18 protein-coding genes are annotated in these 18,399 nt (G+C 70.0%); 10 read left to right on the top strand and 8 right to left on the bottom strand.

Going from position 1 to position 18,399, the window contains the following annotated elements:
- Positions 1-4: 4 nt before the first annotated feature.
- Genes ACQHIV_RS34270 through ACQHIV_RS34245 form a run of 6 tightly spaced genes read right to left on the bottom strand, consistent with a single transcriptional unit; the run spans position 5 to position 4,434 of the window.
- Positions 5-742 carry an ABC transporter permease gene (locus tag ACQHIV_RS34270; protein WP_380195218.1) on the bottom strand — a complete coding sequence of 246 codons (738 nt, stop codon included), beginning with the start codon at positions 740-742 and terminating at the stop codon, positions 5-7.
- Positions 739-1,461: an ABC transporter ATP-binding protein gene (locus tag ACQHIV_RS34265; RefSeq protein ID WP_427888328.1), complete on the bottom strand. Its 723-nt coding sequence runs from the start codon at positions 1,459-1,461 to the stop codon at positions 739-741. The genes ACQHIV_RS34270 and ACQHIV_RS34265 overlap by 4 nt, the downstream gene beginning before the upstream one ends.
- A 39-nt stretch (positions 1,462-1,500) precedes the next feature.
- The gene (locus tag ACQHIV_RS34260) at positions 1,501-2,070 is read right to left on the bottom strand and encodes an HD domain-containing protein (RefSeq protein WP_427888327.1); all 570 of its coding nucleotides are present in this window, start codon (positions 2,068-2,070) and stop codon (positions 1,501-1,503) included.
- Positions 2,070-2,660, bottom strand: a complete 591-nt coding sequence (locus tag ACQHIV_RS34255) for a TetR family transcriptional regulator (protein WP_427888325.1) — start codon at positions 2,658-2,660, stop codon at positions 2,070-2,072. Before ACQHIV_RS34255 ends, ACQHIV_RS34260 begins: the two co-directional genes overlap by 1 nt.
- Positions 2,657-3,505, bottom strand: a complete 849-nt coding sequence (locus ACQHIV_RS34250; RefSeq protein WP_427888324.1) for a sugar phosphate isomerase/epimerase family protein — start codon at positions 3,503-3,505, stop codon at positions 2,657-2,659. Before ACQHIV_RS34250 ends, ACQHIV_RS34255 begins: the two co-directional genes overlap by 4 nt.
- Positions 3,502-4,434: a Ppx/GppA family phosphatase gene (locus tag ACQHIV_RS34245; protein ID WP_427888322.1), complete on the bottom strand. Its 933-nt coding sequence runs from the start codon at positions 4,432-4,434 to the stop codon at positions 3,502-3,504. Before ACQHIV_RS34245 ends, ACQHIV_RS34250 begins: the two co-directional genes overlap by 4 nt.
- 62 nt (positions 4,435-4,496) lie before the next feature.
- Between ACQHIV_RS34245 and ACQHIV_RS34240 the strand changes: the two genes are divergently transcribed.
- Together ACQHIV_RS34240 and ACQHIV_RS34235 are read left to right on the top strand one after the other, a co-directional pair.
- Positions 4,497-5,237: a hypothetical protein gene (locus tag ACQHIV_RS34240; RefSeq protein WP_427888320.1), complete on the top strand. Its 741-nt coding sequence runs from the start codon at positions 4,497-4,499 to the stop codon at positions 5,235-5,237.
- A 55-nt stretch (positions 5,238-5,292) separates the two neighbouring features.
- The gene (locus ACQHIV_RS34235; RefSeq protein WP_427888318.1) at positions 5,293-5,925 is read left to right on the top strand and encodes a VOC family protein; all 633 of its coding nucleotides are present in this window, start codon (positions 5,293-5,295) and stop codon (positions 5,923-5,925) included.
- Here the strand turns inward: ACQHIV_RS34235 and ACQHIV_RS34230 are convergent.
- Both ACQHIV_RS34230 and ACQHIV_RS34225 read right to left on the bottom strand, forming a co-directional pair.
- Positions 5,922-7,367: a WS/DGAT/MGAT family O-acyltransferase gene (locus tag ACQHIV_RS34230; RefSeq protein ID WP_427888317.1), complete on the bottom strand. Its 1,446-nt coding sequence runs from the start codon at positions 7,365-7,367 to the stop codon at positions 5,922-5,924. The genes ACQHIV_RS34235 and ACQHIV_RS34230 overlap by 4 nt on opposite strands.
- 101 nt (positions 7,368-7,468) lie before the next feature.
- A complete protein-coding gene (locus ACQHIV_RS34225) occupies positions 7,469-8,896 on the bottom strand; it encodes a beta-N-acetylhexosaminidase (protein ID WP_427888316.1) in 1,428 nt (475 codons plus the stop codon).
- A gap of 81 nt (positions 8,897-8,977) precedes the next feature.
- Here ACQHIV_RS34225 and ACQHIV_RS34220 point away from each other — a divergent pair, with 81 nt between their 5' ends.
- The 8 genes from ACQHIV_RS34220 (at position 8,978) to ACQHIV_RS34185 (ending at position 18,260) form a co-directional block, all read left to right on the top strand.
- Positions 8,978-10,177, top strand: coding sequence for an MFS transporter (locus ACQHIV_RS34220; RefSeq protein WP_427888315.1), 1,200 nt, complete (start codon positions 8,978-8,980; stop codon positions 10,175-10,177).
- A gap of 3 nt (positions 10,178-10,180) precedes the next feature.
- On the top strand, positions 10,181-10,876 hold the full coding sequence (locus ACQHIV_RS34215) for a class I SAM-dependent methyltransferase (protein WP_427888314.1): 696 nt from the start codon (positions 10,181-10,183) through the stop codon (positions 10,874-10,876).
- 90 nt (positions 10,877-10,966) lie between these two features.
- The gene (locus ACQHIV_RS34210) at positions 10,967-11,518 is read left to right on the top strand and encodes a hypothetical protein (protein ID WP_427888313.1); all 552 of its coding nucleotides are present in this window, start codon (positions 10,967-10,969) and stop codon (positions 11,516-11,518) included.
- Positions 11,508-12,758, top strand: coding sequence for an extracellular solute-binding protein (locus ACQHIV_RS34205; RefSeq protein ID WP_427888312.1), 1,251 nt, complete (start codon positions 11,508-11,510; stop codon positions 12,756-12,758). Before ACQHIV_RS34210 ends, ACQHIV_RS34205 begins: the two co-directional genes overlap by 11 nt.
- On the top strand, positions 12,758-14,530 hold the full coding sequence (locus tag ACQHIV_RS34200) for an ABC transporter permease subunit (RefSeq protein ID WP_427888311.1): 1,773 nt from the start codon (positions 12,758-12,760) through the stop codon (positions 14,528-14,530). Before ACQHIV_RS34205 ends, ACQHIV_RS34200 begins: the two co-directional genes overlap by 1 nt.
- Positions 14,527-15,798, top strand: a complete 1,272-nt coding sequence (locus tag ACQHIV_RS34195; RefSeq protein WP_427888310.1) for a hypothetical protein — start codon at positions 14,527-14,529, stop codon at positions 15,796-15,798. Before ACQHIV_RS34200 ends, ACQHIV_RS34195 begins: the two co-directional genes overlap by 4 nt.
- Positions 15,799-15,808: 10 nt before the next feature.
- Entirely contained in the window at positions 15,809-17,209 is a 1,401-nt protein-coding gene (gene radA / locus ACQHIV_RS34190) for a DNA repair protein RadA (RefSeq protein WP_427888308.1), read from the top strand.
- A gap of 109 nt (positions 17,210-17,318) precedes the next feature.
- Positions 17,319-18,260, top strand: coding sequence for a beta-ketoacyl-ACP synthase III (locus ACQHIV_RS34185; RefSeq protein ID WP_427888306.1), 942 nt, complete (start codon positions 17,319-17,321; stop codon positions 18,258-18,260).
- Positions 18,261-18,399 lie beyond the last annotated feature (139 nt).

Below are 18,399 nucleotides of genomic sequence, written 5' to 3'. Positions count from 1 at the left end.
CCTCCTAGGCGGTGCGGCGTTTGAGGGTGGCAGCGCCCAGGGCCAGTGCGCCGAGGATGAAGGCGAGGACAACCAGGGTGTCGGTGCCGGTGGACGTGGTGAAGCCGTTGCCCTTGGCAACTCCCAGGACGGCGTCGACCGCGTAGGACAAGGGGAGTACGTCGCTGAGGGCGTGCAGGACCGACGGCAGCTGGTCGCGCGGGACGAACAGGCCGCAGAGCAGGATCTGCGGGATCATGATCGCCGGCATCATCTGCACGGCCTGGAACTCGGTGGCCGCGAACGCGCTGGACAACAGCCCGAGCGCGGCGCCGAGGACGCCGTCCAGGACGCCGACGACGCCCAACTGCCAGGCGGCGCCCTGGATGTTCAAACCCAAGAGATACAAGGCGATAGAGACCAGCACGACCGCCTGTACGACGGCGACCAGCGCGAACGCGAGCGCATAGCCCAGCAGGAAGTCCAGCTTCGCCATCGGCATCGTGAACAACCGCGACAGCGTCCCGCCGGACCGTTCGCGCAACGTGGTCACCGCGGTGACGACGAACATCACGATCGACGGGAAGATCGCCAGCAGCGGTCCGCCGATCTGGTCGAACACCACCGGATTGTCGTGGAACATCCACCACATCAGGGTGACGAACACGGTCGGCAGCGCGATCAGCAGCGCCACCGTCCGCGGGTCCCGTCGCAGCTGGGTGAGCACCCGGGCGGCGACGGCCAGCGTCACTCGCGGAGTCATCGGGCCGCCTCCTTCTCCTCGATCAACGTCAGGAACGCCTGCTCGATGTCGGTCGTACCGGCCGCGGTGAGCAACGCGTCGGGCGTCTCGTCGGCGAGCAGTTCGCCCTCGCGCATCAGCAACAACCGGTCGCACCGCGAGGCCTCGTCCATCACGTGACTGGACACCAGTAGCGCCGCCCCGTCGTCGGCCAGCCGGTGGAACAGCTGCCAGAGATCCCGCCGCAGCACCGGATCCAGCCCGACCGTTGGTTCGTCCAACACCAGCAGCTCGGGGCTGCCGAGCAGCGCGACCGCCAGCGACACCCGCGAGCGCTGCCCGCCGGACAGCCGATCGACGCGTACGTCGGCATGCGACCCGAGGTCGACGGTCTCGATCACCCGCGCCACGTCCGGCACCGGCACACCGAGCACCGCGGCGAAGAAGCGCAGGTTCTCGGTGACGGTCAGGTCGCCGTACACGCTGGGCTCCTGGGTCACGTACCCGACCCGGCCGCGCAGCTTCGGCGCACCGGCCGGCAGCCCGAGCACCGTGACCTCGCCGGTGACCTGCGCCTGCAGGCCGACGATCGCGCGGATCAGCGTGGTCTTCCCGCAACCGGACGGCCCGAGCAGGCCGGTCACCGTCCCGGTCCGGAGATCGAAGCCGATCCCGTGCAAGACCTCCTGCTCGCCGCGCACCACGACCACGTCGCGGCAGCTCACCGAGTTTTTCATCATATGATGAATTTAGCGCGCGCCGCCGCACCCGTGCAAGGGTCAGATGACCGCGTAGCCCGTCGCTTCGCTCAACGCGTCCAGCGACGGGTCGCCGTACCGCTCCCGCAACTCGCCGAACCGCCGCACCTTCGCCGCCCCGAACCGCGCGACCTCGGATGTATACGTATTCCCCGAGAGGAACACCGGCGGCGTCCGCTTGCTGTGGAACTTGTCCGCGTACATCACCAACTCCTCCTCCGGCGTCCGCGGCAGGTAGTCCGCGACCGGGATCGGCAACCCCTGCCGTACGACGTCGTCCCGGGTGATCCCGACGCCCGTATGGCACGAGCAGAACCGGCAGATCTCTACCGGGAACCCGAGCGAGTCGAGCAGCTCATGCCCGAGTACGCCGTGCCGGACGTACGCCGACGAGTCCAACCGGTACACCCCGACGTCGTGCAGCAACGCGCCCGCCCGGACCAGATCGGTGTCGACGTCCAGGCCGGCGAAGAACTGCGACGCCACCGAGCACACCAGCCGGCAGTGCTCCCACACCACCTCGAACGCCTCCCGGTTCGGCGCGTACGCGCGATGCAACGCACGGATCTCGGCGTCGCGCGGGATCTCCATCAGCCGGTCAGGTGCTGCTGCAGGACCGGCGCCAGCCGGTCGACCAACGTCTCCAGGTCCACCGACGCGACCGGCTCCAGCCGGACGACGTACCGCATGATCGCGGCGCCGATCAGCTGACTGCCGACCAGGCCGACCCGGAGCGCGGCATCGGGTACGTCGAGCGACTGCGACACCGGCTGGATGATCATCTGCCCGATGCCCTCGCGCATCATCCGGGCCACCTGGTCGCTGCTCGCGATGCTCCCGAACAGCGCCTGCATCCGCTGCTGCCCGTCCGGTGTCTCCCAGACGCCGAGGAACGCGGTCGCGATCCGCCGGCCCATCTGTTCGGGCGGCCCGTCGAGGATCCGGGCCGCGATCACCCGCGGGTCGACCGGGATCGCCATCGCCTCGACGAACAGCTCGTCCTTGCTGTCGAAGTAGTGGTGCACGAGCGCCGCGTCCACCCCGGCCTGCCGGGCGACGGCGCGCATCGAGGTGGCCGCGAACCCCTTGTCCGCAAAGGATTCGCGGGCGGCGTCGAGGATCTCCCCCCGGGTGTCGGGTCCCCCTGGGCGGCGTCCCGGCGTACGGCGGGAAGCTGTCACGGAGTGAGCTCCGAGATCTCACCGTCCGAGGTGACCGCGAACGGCGTCCGCCGGGTCTTGACGAAGTGCCGGCGCGTGAACTCTAGAGACTCGACCAGGTCGACCTCGCGCTCGGAGCGGCTGGTCGCGCGCCGGGTGTTGATCTCGATGATGATGTGCCCGCCGAAGTCCTGCTTGGCCAGCTCGGTGAGCAGGTCGGCGGCGCGCTGCGTACCGCGGCCGGGGACCAGGTGCTCGTCCTTCGCGGAGCCGGTGCCGTCGGTGAGGTGGACGTGCGTGAGGCTCCTGCCCATCGTCGCGGCCAGCTCGACACAGTCCTGCTCGGCGGTGGACGCGTGCGACAGGTCGAGCGTGGTGTGCGCGTACGTCTGCTCGGTCGGGTCCCAGCTCGGCGCGTACGCCTGCAGGTCCCGCCCGGGCGCGCGCCACGGGTACATGTTCTCCACCGCCAGCGTCACGCCGGTCTCCGCCTCCAGCCGGGCGATCCCCTCGACGAACCCGCGCGCGTAGTCACGCTGCCAGCGGAACGGCGGGTGTACGACGACCACGTCCGCGCCAAGCTCCTTCGCCGCCTCCGCGCTGCGCTCGAGCTTGCTCCACGGGTCGGTCCCCCAGACCCGCTGCATGATCAGCAGCGTCGGTGCGTGGATCGCCAGCACCGGCAACTGGTGGTAGTCGATCAGCCGCTGGATCGCGTCGATCTGGGTGCTCAGCGGGTCGATCCCGATCATCACCTCGACCCCGTCGTACCCGAGCCGGGCGGCCAGCTCGAAACCGCTGGCGGTGGACTCGGGGTAGACGGAGGCGGTGGACAGACCGATCTTCGCGGCCGGACGAGAGCTCATCGGGGTTGCAGCTGGTCGAGCCGGGACAGGATGACGCCCTCGCGCAGCGCCCACGGGCAGACCTCCAGCGCGGGCAGGTCGAAGAGGTCCATCACGGCGTCGGCGACCAGTGCGCCGGCGGTCAGCTGGGACGCGCGGCCGGCCGAGACACCGGGCAGCGCGGCCCGCTCGGCGGCGGTCATCGTGGTCAGCTTCGGGATCCACTCGTTCAGCTCGTCGCGGTTCAGCGTGCGCGGGACGTACGGCCCGTCAGCGGACGGTGCCGCGCCGGTGATCCGGGCGAGCGAGCGGAACGTCTTGCTGGTGGCGACGGAGCGCTGCGGCCGGCCGGCCCGCAGTACCGGACCGGCCACGGCGGCCAGCTCCATCCGGATCCGGCGGCGCAACGCCCGTACCTCGTCCTTGTCCGGCGGGTCCGCGGTCAGCCCTTCCCGGGTCAGCCGCCCGGCACCGAGCTGGACCGACTCCGCCACGGTCGGCTGCTCGTCCGACCCGGCGGCGATCTCCAGCGAGCCGCCTCCGATGTCGAAGACCGCGAGGCGACCCGAGGACCAGCCGAACCACCGGCGTACGGCGAGGAACGTCAGCCGGGCCTCGTCCTCGCCGCTGAGCACCTCCAGGTCCACGCCGGTCTCGGTGCGGACGCGCTCCAGCACCTTCTCGCCGTTCGGCGCCTCGCGGAGCGCGGAGGTGGCGAACGCGAGCACCGACTCGCAGCCCTTGTCCTCGGCCAGCTCCACGGCCTCCTTGGTGAACGCGATCAGCCCGTCGGCGCCGGAGCCGTCGATCTTGCCGTCCTCGTCGAGGTGCTCGGCCAGCCGGAGCTCGGTCTTGTGCGAGTACGCCGGCAACGGCGCGGCACCACGATGCGCGTCCACCACGAGCAGATGGACGGTGTTTGATCCCACGTCGAGTACGCCGAGCCGCATACCCTCACGCTACTGGACAACCGGAGTACCGGTGTGTTCCCGGTTGCGCGTAGGCTTTCCAGGTGCCTGAGGTTTCTCTCGACTTCCCCCGCGCCTGGGTCGAGTTCATCGACCCCGACGACCCCGACCAGGTCTTCCGTTGCGACCTGACCTGGCTGACGTCCAACTGGTCCTGCATCTTCGGTGGCGGCTGCCAGGGGATCTACAAGGGCCGTCCCAACGACGGCTGCTGCACGCTCGGCGCGCACTTCTCCGACGCGGACGACGAGAAGCGGGTGAAGAAGTACGTCAAGGAGCTCGGCAAGGACGACTGGCAGTTCCGCAAGGAGGGTCGCGCCAACGGCTGGGTCGAGACCGACGACGAGGGCGACCGGAAGACCCGGGTCTGGGACGGTGCCTGCATCTTCCTGAACCGCCCGGGCTTCGAAGGCGGCGCCGGCTGCGCGCTGCACGGGCTGGCGCTGAAGCGCGGCGTGCACTTCGTCGAGACCAAGCCCGACGTGTGCTGGCAGCTGCCGATCCGGCGGACGTTCCGCGAGGTCGAGCGGCCGGACGGTACGACGTACACCGAGGTCGGGATCGGGGAGTACGACCGGCGCGGCTGGGGCCCCGGCGGGCACGACCTGGACTGGTACTGCACCGGGAACACCGAGGCGCACATCGCGGTCGAGCCGGTGTTCGAGTCCAGCAAGGTCGAGCTGCAGACGCTGATGGGCGACAAGGCGTACGACGTACTCGCCGAGCTGTGCCGGCAGCACCTGTCGGCGGCCCGTCCGCTGCTCCCGCATCCCGCGTCGAAGTAGGTCGCGACACACCCTGGGCGACGAACTGTCGGTGCGGGACGCAACAATGACTGACATGCGTCTGGATCATCTGTCGTACGCGTGCGGGCCGGACGGTTGCGCGGCCACGATCGAGCGGCTCTCGGGGCTGCTCGGTGCCGAGTTCGTGGACGGCGGGGTGCACCCGCGGTTCGGGACCGTGAACCACATCCTCCCGCTGGAGAACGACCGGTACATCGAGGTAGTCGACGTGCTCGACCACCCGGCGTCGGACAAGGCGCCGTTCGGTCAGGCGGTCCGGGCCCGCAAGGAGCTCGGCGGCGGCTGGCTCGGCTGGGTCGTCGAGGTCACCGACATGGCGGCGATGGAGCAGCGGCTCGGCCGGCAGGCGGTGCCCGGCAACCGGCACCGGCCCGACGGGGTGAACCTCACCTGGCGGCAGATCGGCGTCAAGGGGCTGATCGCGGACCCGCAGCTGCCGTTCTTCATCCACTGGGACGACCTCGGCGAGCACCCGTCGATCGGCGGCAAGGACGTCAAGCTGACCGGCCTGGAGATCGCCGGCGACCCCGGCCGCGTCACCGACTGGATCGGCCACCCGGCCGACCACCTCCTCGACGACCTCGACGTCGGCTGGGTCGGCCCGAACGGCCAACCCGGTCTGGTGGCCGCGATCTTCCAGACGCCCAACGGGGTCGTCCGGATCTAGTGGATGTTCTCCAGCTCGGCCAGTGAGGTTTCGAGGTGGGTGAGCATGCGTTGCAGGTGCGGGACCGTGCGGCGGCAGCCGATCAGGCCGAAGTGGAGTTGGTGGGCGTAGCTGGTGACGCTGATGTTCAGCGCCTGGCCGTTCATCACGATGCTCGCCGGGTAGAGGCCGAGCAGGCGGGAGCCGTTCCAGTACAGCGGGCTCTCCGTCGGGCCGGGGACGTTCGAGATGACGATGTTGTACGGCGGCGTCGTACGGCCGGCGACGCCCGGGAGGACCGCGCCGGGGCCGGCGACCGCGAAGCCGAGCGCGCCGACGATCAGGTTCTGCAGCGGGGTGAGACCGGACAGCACGCGCTTCGCCTGCGCGGTCGACGCCATGATCCGGCGGATCCGCTGCTCCGGGTCGGCCAGGTCGGTGGCCAGGTCGGCGATCAGCGTGGCGAGCGAGTTGCCGCCGCCGGGGCCGCTGTCCTTCGTCCGGAGGTTGACCGGGACCATCGCGGTCAGCGCCTTGTCCGGGAGCGCGTTCAGGTCGAGCAGATAGTTGCGCAGGGCACCTGCACACATCGCGAGCAGTACGTCGTTGAGCGTCGCCCCGGTGATCGCCCGTACCTTCTCCAACCGCTCCAACGGCCAAGACTGCGCCGCAAACCGCCGCGCTCCGGTCACCCCCTGGTTGAACACGGTCCGCGGCGCCTGGAACGGCATCGTCGAATGCACCATGCTCTGCAACCCCGCCACCGGCAACCCGGCAAGATCCGCCAGCAACCGCCCAGCCCCACCAACCCCCTGCACCGCCGACCCCAAGGCCCGCCCCGGGATCCGCCCAACAGCCGCCAACAACTCCGCCGGCCCAGGCGCCCCGCCCACCCCCGCTTCGGCGCCGTCGGTCGTCTCGCTCGGTAGGGCGTAGGTGGCGGGCATGTGGGTTTGGGTGGGGTCGGTGGTGAGGGTTTGCTGCATCAGGCGGAGGGCTGTGACGCCGTCGATCATCGAGTGGTGGATCTTGCTGTAGACGGCGAAGCGCCGGCCCTCGACGCCCTCGATCAGGTGAATCTCCCACAGTGGGCGATGGCGGTCGAGGAGGGTGCCGTGGAGGCGGCTGGTGAGTTCGAACAGTTCGCGGAAGCGCCCCGGGCGCGGCAGTGCGGACAGCCGGACGTGGTACTCGAGGTCGATCTCGTCGTCCTGTTCCCACGACCAGTACCCGAGATCCACCGCCCGGTTCCGCACCCGTCGGGCGAACAGCGGGTTGACCTCCGGCGCCGCCACCAACTCGTGGTACAGCCGCGACACGAAGTCCCGCGAACTCTCCGGGAACACATGATCCCGCCCGGCACCCTCGGGCAGCTCGAACAACATCAGCCCGCCGACATGCATCGGCTGCTCCCGCGACTCCCCGCCCAGGAACATGGCATCCAGCGGCCCTACAGCGGTCATGTGCGCGCGCCTCCGCTCCCGACCCGGCCTCCTATCCTTTGCCAGGCCCGGCCGGGTCGTCTACCCCTTCTAACAGGGCTAACGGAGATTTTGTTATCCCCTCAGCTATCCAGTGGGCGGTAGTTCACGCCGAGCTTCTCGATCCGCTTCAGGTGCGGCCGCAGCCGATCCAGGAACTCGTCGTACGACGTTCTCGGCGAGCCCCAGGCGCGCTCGGCGAAGGCGGACAGCCGGGGTAGCAGCATGTACCCGACCTGCTCCGGGCCCTCCATGTACTCGGTCCAGATCTGGCACTGGGTCCCCACGATCAGCGCCTGCTCCTGCGCCGACAGCCCCGCCGGGATCACCTCGAAGTCGTAGACCTTCCGCAGCGGGATGTCGCCGCCGATCGCCAGCGGCTCGGTCGCCGGGTCGCCCTGGTAGTAGTCGAAGTACACCGACTCGCACGGCGCCATCACGACCTCGTGCCCCGCCTTGGCCGCCACCTCGCCGCGCTCGGCGCTGCGCCACGCCATGATGACCGCGTCCTTCGGGCAGTCGGTCTCGACCATCTCGTCCCAGCCGACGAGCCGCCGCCCCTGCTCGGCCAGCACCTCCGCGACCTGCGCGGTGAACCACCCCTGCAACTGCCCGGGCTCGTCCAGCCCGAGGTCAGCCTGCCTCTTCCCAGCCTCCTCGGACGAGGCCCACTGCACCGACGGGCACTCGTCACCGCCGAGGTGCACGTACGGCGACGGGAAGATCTCCAGCACCTCCCGCAGCACGGTCTTCACGAACTCGACCGTCGCGTCGTTCACGTTCAGCACGTCCTCGCTGATCCCCCAGTACGGCCGAACGCTCAGCTGCCGGTCCGGGTGGTTCCCGAGCTCCGGGTACGCCGTGATCGCCGCCTGCATGTGCCCCGGCAGGTCGATCTCGGGGACGACCGTGATGCCCCGCTCCGCGGCGTACGCGACGATCTCGCGGAGCTCGTCCTTGGTGTAGAACCCGCCGTGCCGGGTGCCGTCGTACTCGAACTCGGTCTGGCCGTGCGACATCTTCCCGACCATCGTGTGCTCGCGCCACGCGCCGACCTCGGTGAGCTTCGGGTACGCCGCGATCTCGACCCGCCAGCCCTGGTCGTCGGTGAGGTGGAAGTGCAGCACGTTCAGCCGGTGCAGGGCGAGGACGTCGATGACCTTGAGCACGAACTCCTTCGGCATGAAGTGCCGCGCGACGTCCAGCATCATCCCCCGCCACCCGAACCGCGGCGCGTCCGCGACGTGCACGAGCGGTACGGCGACCTGCCCGTCCGCGGCCGGCTCGGCCGCCTCGACCAGCTGCGCGTACGTCGTCTCCGCGTGCCGCAGCGCCTCCTCGGAACCGGCCGTCAACCGGGCACCGTCAACGGTCACCTCGATGCGGTACTCGGTCTCGCCGAGGTTCTCGACCACGTCCCGGACGGCCTCCCCGATCGGATCGGCGGTGAACCACCGGCCTTCGTGGACAGTGAGCTCACGCGGTGCGGGAACGATCGCGATCTCTGGCATCGGGACTCTCCAACGGGGTCGAGTTACGTCAGGACAATCCTATAAGCGGCTTCCCTGTCAGGTTCATGAGAGGGTTCGCTCGTGACGAGCGAGCGGCAGCGGACAACTCTCCGGGTTCTGGTGGCCAGCAACGCCCTCGGCGGCGTCGCGACAGCCAGCGGGTTCGCGGTCGCCGCGCTGCTCGCCGAGAACGTCTCCGGCTCCACGTCACTGGCAGGCCTGGTAGCCACCTCCACCACCCTGGGCGCCGCCGTCCTCGCCGTTCCCCTCGCGGGCCTGGCCAGATCCCACGGTCGTAGGGTCTCGCTGACCCTCGGCTATCTGATCGCATTCGTGGGTGCCGCGCTGACCATCGTCGCGGCGCAACTGGGCTCCCTCGCCCTGCTTCTGGCCGCGGGTTGCCTGTTCGGCAGCGGCTCGGCCTCGAACCTCCAGTCGCGGTACGCCGCCACCGACAACGCCGAGCCCAGCAAGATCGCCCGTTCGCTCGGGCTGGTCGTGTGGGCCACCACGATCGGCGTGATCATCGGCCCGAACCTGACCGGCGTCGGCGGCTCGGTCGGCAGCAAGCTGGGCATCTTGGCGCTGGCCGGTCCCTACGTGTTCTCCGTGGTCGCCTTCGGGCTCAGTGCGCTCACCGTCTGGACAGGCATGCGCAGCCAGGTGCGTCCTGGCAAGGTGGAGCGCCAGCCGCTGGCAGAGACGTTCCGCCAGGTCGTGAGCATCCCGCACGCACGGCTGGGCCTGCTGGCGATCGCCACGGCGCACGCCGTGATGGTCGGGGTGATGTCGATGACCTCGGTCCACCTGCGGCACCACGGTGCTTCGCTGACCATCGTCGGCTTCGTCATCAGCGGCCACGTGGCCGGCATGTACGCGCTGTCCCCGGTGACCGGCTGGCTCGCGGACCGGCTCGGCCGCACCCCCACGATCGGCATCGGCCTCGGCATCCTGGCTGTCGCGATGACACTGGCCGCCGTTGCTCCCGACAACGCGCACGCGCTCACCGGGCTCGCGTTGTTCACGCTAGGCCTCGGCTGGTCGGCCTGCCTGGTCGCGGGCTCCACCTTGCTGTCCCGGTCGGTCCCGGACGAGATCCGTACGTCGGCACAGGGCCTCTCCGATCTCACAATGGGCATCCTGGCTTCCCTTTCGGGCACAGCTGCCGGGCCGGTGCTGGCTCACCTCGGCTTCCACTGGCTGGCGGTCTTCTGCGGCATCCTGCTCGTCCCGGCGGCACTGCTGGCCGCTACGACCAAGCAGGCGATGGCTAGGGTCTGACGGGTGAGCATCGCGGAAGGCGGGATCCCGAGCCCGAACATCTGGCAGCACCCGAAGGTGTACGAGATCGAGAACCGGGCGGTCGACCCGAACGGCGTGATCGAGCCGGCGATGCGCGCGATCCGGGACTGGGCCGGCGGGAACGTGCTCGACATCGGCTGTGGTACCGGGTTCTACCTGCCGATGTTCGCGCGGACGGCTTCCCACGTCATCGGCGTCGAGCCGCACGGTGGCCTCGCGGAGGCGGCCCGGCGGCGTACCCAGGCGTTGGCGAACGTCGACGTACGGCAGGGTTCGGCGCAGCGGTTGCCGGTGCCGGACGCGTCGGTGGACGTGATGCACGCGCGCTGGGCGTACTTCTTCGGGCCGGGGTGCGAGCCCGGGCTGACCGAGCTGGACCGGGTGATGCGCCGCGGCGGGACCGCGTTCGTGATCGACAACGACGGCAGCCGGTCGACGTTCGGGCGGTGGTTCAGTACGTCGTACCCGATGATCAAGGCGCCGGTCGTCGAACGGTTCTGGGCGGACCGCGGCTGGCACCGGACCCGGCTGGACATGGGCTGGCGGTTCGAGAGCAGAGCCGACCTGGAGGCGGTGGTGAAGATCGAGTTCACCCCCAAGGACGCCCGCCGGATCCTGGCCTCACACACCGGTGTCGAGGTCGACTACGCGATCAACCTGTGGAGCCGCGGTTACTGAGCGACACCCTGTGGCCTGCGACGGGCCCTCACTCCCCATAGGGTTGACGAACCGATTCGACGGGGCAGTCTTGGGAGGCGCCGGGCACAGATGGACGGACTGCTGCTCGAACGCGTGCCGGGGTTGCCGGAGCGACTCCGGATCGACGTAGGTGAGCAGCGTGCGGTGGTGGTGCCCCATGCGGCCGACCGTCGCAGGCTGGCGGACCTCCTGACCGGGCTGGACGATCCACCGCCCAACGCGATCGTCCTGGCCGGTGGCGCGGTCCGGCTGGTGCCGGCCGAGGGCGGACTGCTCCCCCACCTCACCGTGCTCGGCAACGTCGTACACGGGCATCTGACGACGCACTCGATCACCAAGCAGGCTGCCCGCGAGCAGAGCCGGGTGCAGGCTTTCGGCTGTGGGCTCGAGGATGTACTGGACCGCTACCCGCACGAGATCACGCCAGGGCGCCGCAGACTGACCGGTGTGGCCCGGGCACTCGGCGCCTACCCGCGGGTGATCGTTTTGGAGGACGCGAACGGCCTGCCGACCTGGGGCTCGCTCCTGTCGATCCGGCCCAATCCTGACCTTGCCTCGGTCGCCCTGCTGCTCATCACGACCAGCACGACCCGTACTGCTGGATTTGACGATGCCGAGTAGCCGCAGGGCGTTCCTCGGAGCCGCCGCAACGACGCTCTTGCTGACCGGGTGCTCAAGCGACGTGCTAGGACTGCGCCGTGCGGTCCGGGTGGCTGTCAGCTGGAGTGGTGAGGAGCTACGCGCGTTCCACAAGGTGCTGAGCGGCCTTGGCTCGCTGAGCTACCCCGTAGAGGTCGTACCGCTCGGCGACGACATCTCCACTGCTTTCGACGCTCCCGCGGCCAGGAGGCCGGACGTAGTGATGCTGCCGCAGCCCGGCCTCGTACGGGAGCACTGGCAGGAGCTGGCGCCGATGCCCGACGACCTCGCCCCACACGGCCAGACGAGGCTCTGGCGGGACCTCCTGGTGCAGAGAGGGCAGACGTACGGCGTTCCGTTCAAAACAGCGCACAAGTCCGCGGTCTGGTACCGCCCGTCGGTGTTCCAGCAGGTCGGCGTACAACCACCGCAGCAATGGTCGGAGTGGCTGGAGCTGAACCGGACCCTGACGAAAGCAGGCGTCACACCGTTGGCCCTGGGCGCGGGAGACGGCTGGGTGCTCACGGACTTCCTGGAGAACATCCTGCTGGGCATAGCGCCTTCGGTGTACGTCGGTCTTGCGATGGCGGAGCACCCGCGCCCGTCACAGCAGCCGCAGTTCGGGGCCGCGCTGCGGCTGCTGGGCACGATGTGGTCGGCGCCCGGTGCGCTGGCCGGCGGGGTGAAGCAGTCGCTGGTCCAGCAGTTCCCGGACGCGCTGGTGGAGGTGTTCGGGCATCGCCGGGCCGCGATGGTGCTCGCGTCCGACTTCGCGGAGCCGGTGGTCCGCTCGTTCGCGGCGGATCCGGGCGACATCGACCTCTTCACGTTCCCGCGGATGTCCGCGGGGGCTGCCGCGCCGGTGGTCGTGGGCGGTGACGTGATGGTGCTGACGGCACCGAGCTCGGACGACTCGCGCGACCTGGTCCGGCGGCTGACCGATCCCAAGGCGGTGGATCCGTGGATCGCCGAGGGCGGCTTCCTGGTCGACGGACGCACCACCGGGTACTCCCCCGAGCTCACCCGGCTCGCGGAGCAGCTCACGATGCCGGGCGAGCAGCTGCAGTTCGACCTGTCCGACCTGCTCGGTGCGCTCGGCGGCATCAACGGCCTGTGGCGGGTGCTGACGGACTTCCTGATCGCGGTCGGCGAGGGCGTCGACGCCGTACCGGACGCGGTCGACGCGGCGCTGCGCACGATGCGGAAGGCGGAGGCGAGCTGATGGGGCTGCACACGAACGGCCTGTCGCTCGAGGTGGTCGGCCGCGAGATCACCGGGCGCCCGGTGCAGGGCAAGCCGCGGCGACCGGCCGGACCGTTCCTGCTCGGCTTGCCGGCCTTGCTGCTCAGCTGCGTACTGCTGGTGCCGATCGGCGTCACCGTCGTGAAGGCGTTCGTCACGAACAACCACTTCGGGCTCGGGAACTTCGCGGTGATCGGCGACCCGGGCGCATTGCATGCTGTGGTCAACAGCCTGTTGTGGGTGCTGATCGCCTTCGGCACGGTGGCCGTTGGGTTTTCCCTTGCGCTGTTGAGTTATCGGCTGCCCGCGGTGACGACGTTGCTGCAGCCCGCGCTGGTCATTCCGTTCGCGGTCTCGGTGCTGGTGTCCGGTGCGACCTTCCGGATGATCTTCGACCCGACACCGGAACGCGGCACGATCACGGCGGTCACGACCCGCCTGTTCGGCTCCAGCCCGGTGTGGCTTGGTCCTGGTCTGTTCTGGATCGTTCTGATGTCCGCGTTCGGCTGGACGTGGCTCGGGTACGTCGTGTCGCTGTTCCGCGCCGGGCTGGACGCCATCCCCGACGACATGTCGCGGACACTCGCGGCCGAGGGCGTACGCGGCTGGAAACGCCTGTGGGCGTTGGAGATCCCGCTGCTGCGCCCGATCACGGGTGTGGTCACGCTGACGCTGGTCATTGCCGCCGTACGGGTGTTCGACCTGGTGCTGATCGTCGTACCGGGGTCCATGCAGCGGTCTGCCGACGTACTGGGGCTGAACTGGTGGCGGGCGTCCACGTCCAACGTGGACTCCGGCCGTACGGCGGCGTTGGGTGTCGTGCTGTTCGCGATCGTCGCGGCTGTCGGGCTGATCGGCCTACGGGGGCTGCGGCGTCGGCGTTGGGCGATGCCGGTGTCCGTCGTACCGCAGGAGCCCGCGTTGCGGAAGCCTCGGCCACGGCGGGTGGTACGGCGGCTCGGCTGGTTCATCGGGTCGGCTGTGGCGCTGGTGTGGGTGTTTCCGGCGGTAGTGCTCGTCGCAACGGCGCTCCACTCGCCACGGCAGGCGGGCCTGCGTGGCTGGTGGTCTCCGTCGGGTCTTGGGTTCTCGTCGTTCGCGGATGCGGCCAACGTCGGGTTGTTCCGGGCGTTGCTGTCCACACTGGTCATAGCCACGGCCGCAACCGCCGTACTGCTGGTGATTGCAGTGCCTACGGCGTACTTGGTCGCGTGGGGCGGTCTGCCGCCGCGGCTCGGGCGGATCGCGATGGGCGTGTTCGTCGTACTCGCGGTGACGCCTGTGCAGATGTACGCCGCCCCCTTGCGCGACGCGATCGACGCGACCGGGCTCGCTGGATCACGGGTTGCGCTGGCATTGGTACACGCGGCGGCCGGCCTGCCGTTCGCAGTACTGCTGTTGCGGTCGGCCTTCGCGTCGGCGCCGCCTGCTGTGGTGTCGGAGGTGCTGCAGGGACCGGTGCGGCAAAGCGCAGTACTTGCGACCGTGCAGCGGACGTATCGACCAGCACTGATCGCTGTTGCGGTGTTGGAGTTCGCCCTGGTGTGGAACGACTTCATCGTTGGGTTCTTGATCAGTGGGCCGGGTACGACGCCGCTCTCGTTGGTGTTGTGGGGTGAGGCTCGGCAGTTCTCCACGTCGAGCGGGCCCGTCGCAGCCGCGGCTGTTGTCGCGTCCGTCGTACCCGTGGTGCTGTTGCTGTCCTTCTGGCGCACCGTGGTGCGTGGGCTCACCACAGGGAGCCGGCCATGAGCGACGAGGAGCAAGAAGAGCCGTCGCGGACCCAAGTGGTGCTACTGACCATCGGCGCGGTCGCATCTCCGCTACTTACCGACCTCACATCGCAACTGCTCGGCCAGAGCTTCACCCAGGGCGGCATCGTGCCGTGGGTCGGGGGCTCCGTCACCCTCCTGCTCGTGGTCGCCATCATCATCCGGCTGCGTGCCCGGGCAAAGCGGGTACGCAGGCGACGGCAACAGGGGACGAGCGACCTCCACACGGCAGCCGAGGAAGCAGAGCAGTGGATGGTCGCGCTCGGCTCCAACGCCGGCGGCATGGCCGCGGCCGAGTGGTTCACGCTGAACGAGGACCGCCTCTGGCAGCTGCTGGCAGCCGAGACCCCGCACAACGACGCCATCGACGACTTTGCCCGCATCTGCGACGCACTGGAGGCCTGGTACGTACGCCGTCCGCACCCGGAGGCGCTGCTCCAGCTCAGCGAGCTGCTGACCGCGGCAGCCGAAGCGGCCGGCCACCGGAGCCTCTCCGAACTCGCAGCAGCCCGCGCGGCAACGGCGTACCGCATGCTGGGTGATCTGGACACGGCCAACGCGCGGCTGAGCGTCTCGGACAACATCGGCACCAACGGCCGTACGGCGTTCGCGTTGAAGACACGGCGGCAGGTGGAGCGAGCCCTGGTGAACCTGGCCATCGCGGATCGAGCACCGGCCGGCAACGACCGCGACGAGGCCGTACTGAACGCACGGGACCGTCTGGACGAGGCCCGGCTCCGTCGGCCCGGCCCGGACCTGGCTGCTGACGTAGCGATCTCCATCAACCTGGCCGTCGTACACCTGTACCAGTACGACAGCGAAGGCGCTCTCGAACACCTCCGGCCCGCACACGCCCACGCGACAGCGGCAGGCGACGTCAGCGGGGAAGCCCATGCCCTGGAGCTCATCGGTGTCGCCGCCTGGATGCAACGCAACCGGCACGAGGCAGTGAGCCGCTGGGAACATGCCGCCGACCTGTACGCCGAGATCGACGAACGCGAAGGCCACGCCCGCTGCCTGCAGCACCTGGGCTCCGCGGAGGTCGCCGCCGGCAACCGCGAGACCGCCCTGCTGCTGCTCGAACAGAGCCGCGAGCTGCGGACCTCTGAGAGCGAGATCCTCACCCGGTACCTCGACGCGGCGCAGCGGATCGCCGACGTACCGGAGGTCGACGACGACCCGCCGCACCGCAAGGCCGGGACCTGGCTGAAACGTGCCTTCAGGCGTTTTGTCGGCGGCCTCAAATAGGTTGGGGTCCATGGCGAAGGCGGCGACTCAGGCGAAGGGCAAATCGGCGTACGCGTGCTCGGAGTGCGGGTGGACGTCGGCGCGCTGGATCGGGCGGTGCGGCGAGTGCCAGGCGTGGGGCACGGTCGCCGAGGTGGGTGCGCCGAAGGCCGCCCGGATCACCGCCGGGCCGGTGTCCTCGCCGGCGATGCCGATCGCCAAGGTGTCCGCGATCGAGGCCGAGTCCCGGCCGACCGGGATCGGCGAGCTGGACCGGGTGCTCGGCGGCGGGGTGGTGCCGGGCGCGGTGATCCTGCTCGCCGGCGAGCCCGGCGTCGGCAAGTCCACGCTGCTGCTCGAGGTCGCGGCGCAGTCCGCCCGCGGCGGCGAGCGGACGCTGTACGTGTCCGGCGAGGAGTCGGCCGCCCAGGTGCGGCTGCGCGCCGGACGGACCGACGCGCTCGTCGACGACCTGTATCTGGCCGCCGAGACCGACCTGGGCGCGGTCGTCGGCCAGGTCGACGCGGTCGAGCCGACGTTCCTGGTGATCGACTCCGTGCAGACGATGGCGCATCCCGAGGTCGACGGTGCGCCCGGCGGCGTGACCCAGGTCCGCGAGGTGACCGGCGCGCTGGTCCGGCTGGCCAAGGAGCGGCACATCGCGGTGGTCCTGGTCGGGCACGTCACCAAGGACGGCGCGATCGCCGGGCCGCGGATGCTCGAGCACCTGGTGGACGTCGTGCTGGCGTTCGACGGCGACCGGCACTCCGGGTTCCGGATGGTGCGCGCGACCAAGAACCGGTTCGGCCCGTCCGACGAGGTCGGCTGCTTCGACATGGTCGACACCGGCATCGTCGAGGTCACCGACCCGACCGGGCTGTTCGTCTCCGAGCACGCCGAGCCGGTCGCGGGGACGTGCGTGACCGTGATGATGGAGGGCCGCCGGCCGTTGCTGGCCGAAGTCCAGGCGCTGGTCGGCCCGTCGGCCGCGCCGCAACCCCGGCGGACGACGTCCGGGCTGGAGTCGTCCCGGGTCGCGATGGTGCTCGCCGTGCTGGGCAACCGGGCCGGGCTGAAGCTGACCGACCAGGAGGTGTATGTCGCGACCGTCGGCGGGGTGAAGATCACCGAGCCGGTCGCGGACCTGTCGGTGGCGATCGCGGTCGCGTCGTCGGTGATGGACAAGCCGATCCATCCCGGCCTGATCGCGATCGGCGAGGTCGGGCTGGCCGGTGAGGTGCGCCGGGTCGGCGGCCTGGAGAAACGGCTCGCGGAGGCGGCCCGGCTCGGGTTCACCAAGGCGATCATCCCGGCCGACGTCCCGAACCGCAGCCGCGAGGCGAAGCCAATGGACATCCAGAAGAAGTACGGCCTCCGCACCTTCGCCGCCCCCGACCTGCGCTCGGCGCTGAGCGCCGCCGGGTTGGCCTAGCAGGCCTGTGTTCCCTGCCACAGGTGTGAGACAGGGGATCAACAGCACCCGGGCCGGGAACGTACTCTGGGTTCGCCCCCAGGCCCGACGAACCCGCAGGAGCAGGTAGATGACCGGATCCAGAGTTGTCGCGCTCGGCCACTACCAGCCCGAGCGGGTGCTCACCAACGCCGAGCTCGCCACCATGGTCGAGACCAACGACGAGTGGATCCAGAGCCGGGTCGGGATCCGCGAACGCCGGATCGCCGCCCCGGACGAGTCCGTCGACGAGATGGCCTGGCGGGCCGCCGACAAGGCGATCGCGAACGCCGGCCTGGACGTCACCGAGATCGACTACGTGATCGTCGCCACCTGCACCGCGATCGACCGGTCGCCGAACATCGCGGCCCGGGTCGCCGCCCGGCTCGGCCTCGGCAACCCGGCCGCCATCGACCTGAACACCGCCTGCTCCGGGTTCGCGTACGCGCTGGCGACCGCCGACCAGGCGATCCGCGCCGGTGCCGCGACGAAGGCGGTCGTGATCGGCGTCGAGAAGCTCAGCGACTGGACGGACTGGACCGACCGCACCACCTGCGTGCTGATCGGCGACGGCGCCGGCGCGGCCGTTCTGGTCGCCGACGACGACCAGGCCGGTGTCGGCCCGGTGGTGTGGGGCTCGGTGCCGGAGATGTCCGATGCGGTCCGGATCGAGGGCCGCGAAGGCCCGTTCCAGCAGGAGGGTCTGAGCGTCTTCCGCTGGGCCACCACGCAGCTGCCGAAGATCGCCCAGCAGGTCTGCGAGAAGGCCGGCCTGAAGCCCGAGGAGCTCGGCGGCGTCGTCCTGCACCAGGCCAACCTGCGGATCATCGAGCCGCTCGCGAAGCGCCTCGGCGCCACCAACGCGGTGGTCGCCAAGGACGTCGTGGAGTCCGGCAACACCTCGGCCGCGAGCATCCCGATCGCGCTGTCGAAGCTGGTCGAGAAGCGCGAGATCCCGTCCGGCGCGCCGGTGCTGCTGTTCGGATTCGGCGGCGGCCTGTCGTACGCCGGCCAGGTCATCCGCTGCCCCTGACGCCGCAACCGTCGTACCGCCGTACGCCGGAATCGAGTACTGCACAGTCCGAATGCACGGGCGGGTGCACGCGCATCCGCCCGCGGAGGCGCGACCGCGACCGCGGTTCGCGGCGAGGCGGCGGATATCCGCACAACTG

It is taken from the genome of Kribbella polygonati (assembly GCF_050320105.1).
In the GTDB taxonomy this organism is placed as follows: domain Bacteria; phylum Actinomycetota; class Actinomycetes; order Propionibacteriales; family Kribbellaceae; genus Kribbella.
Note: the sequence above shows the minus strand (reverse complement) of the source record. Positions and strands in the feature narration are given on the sequence as shown.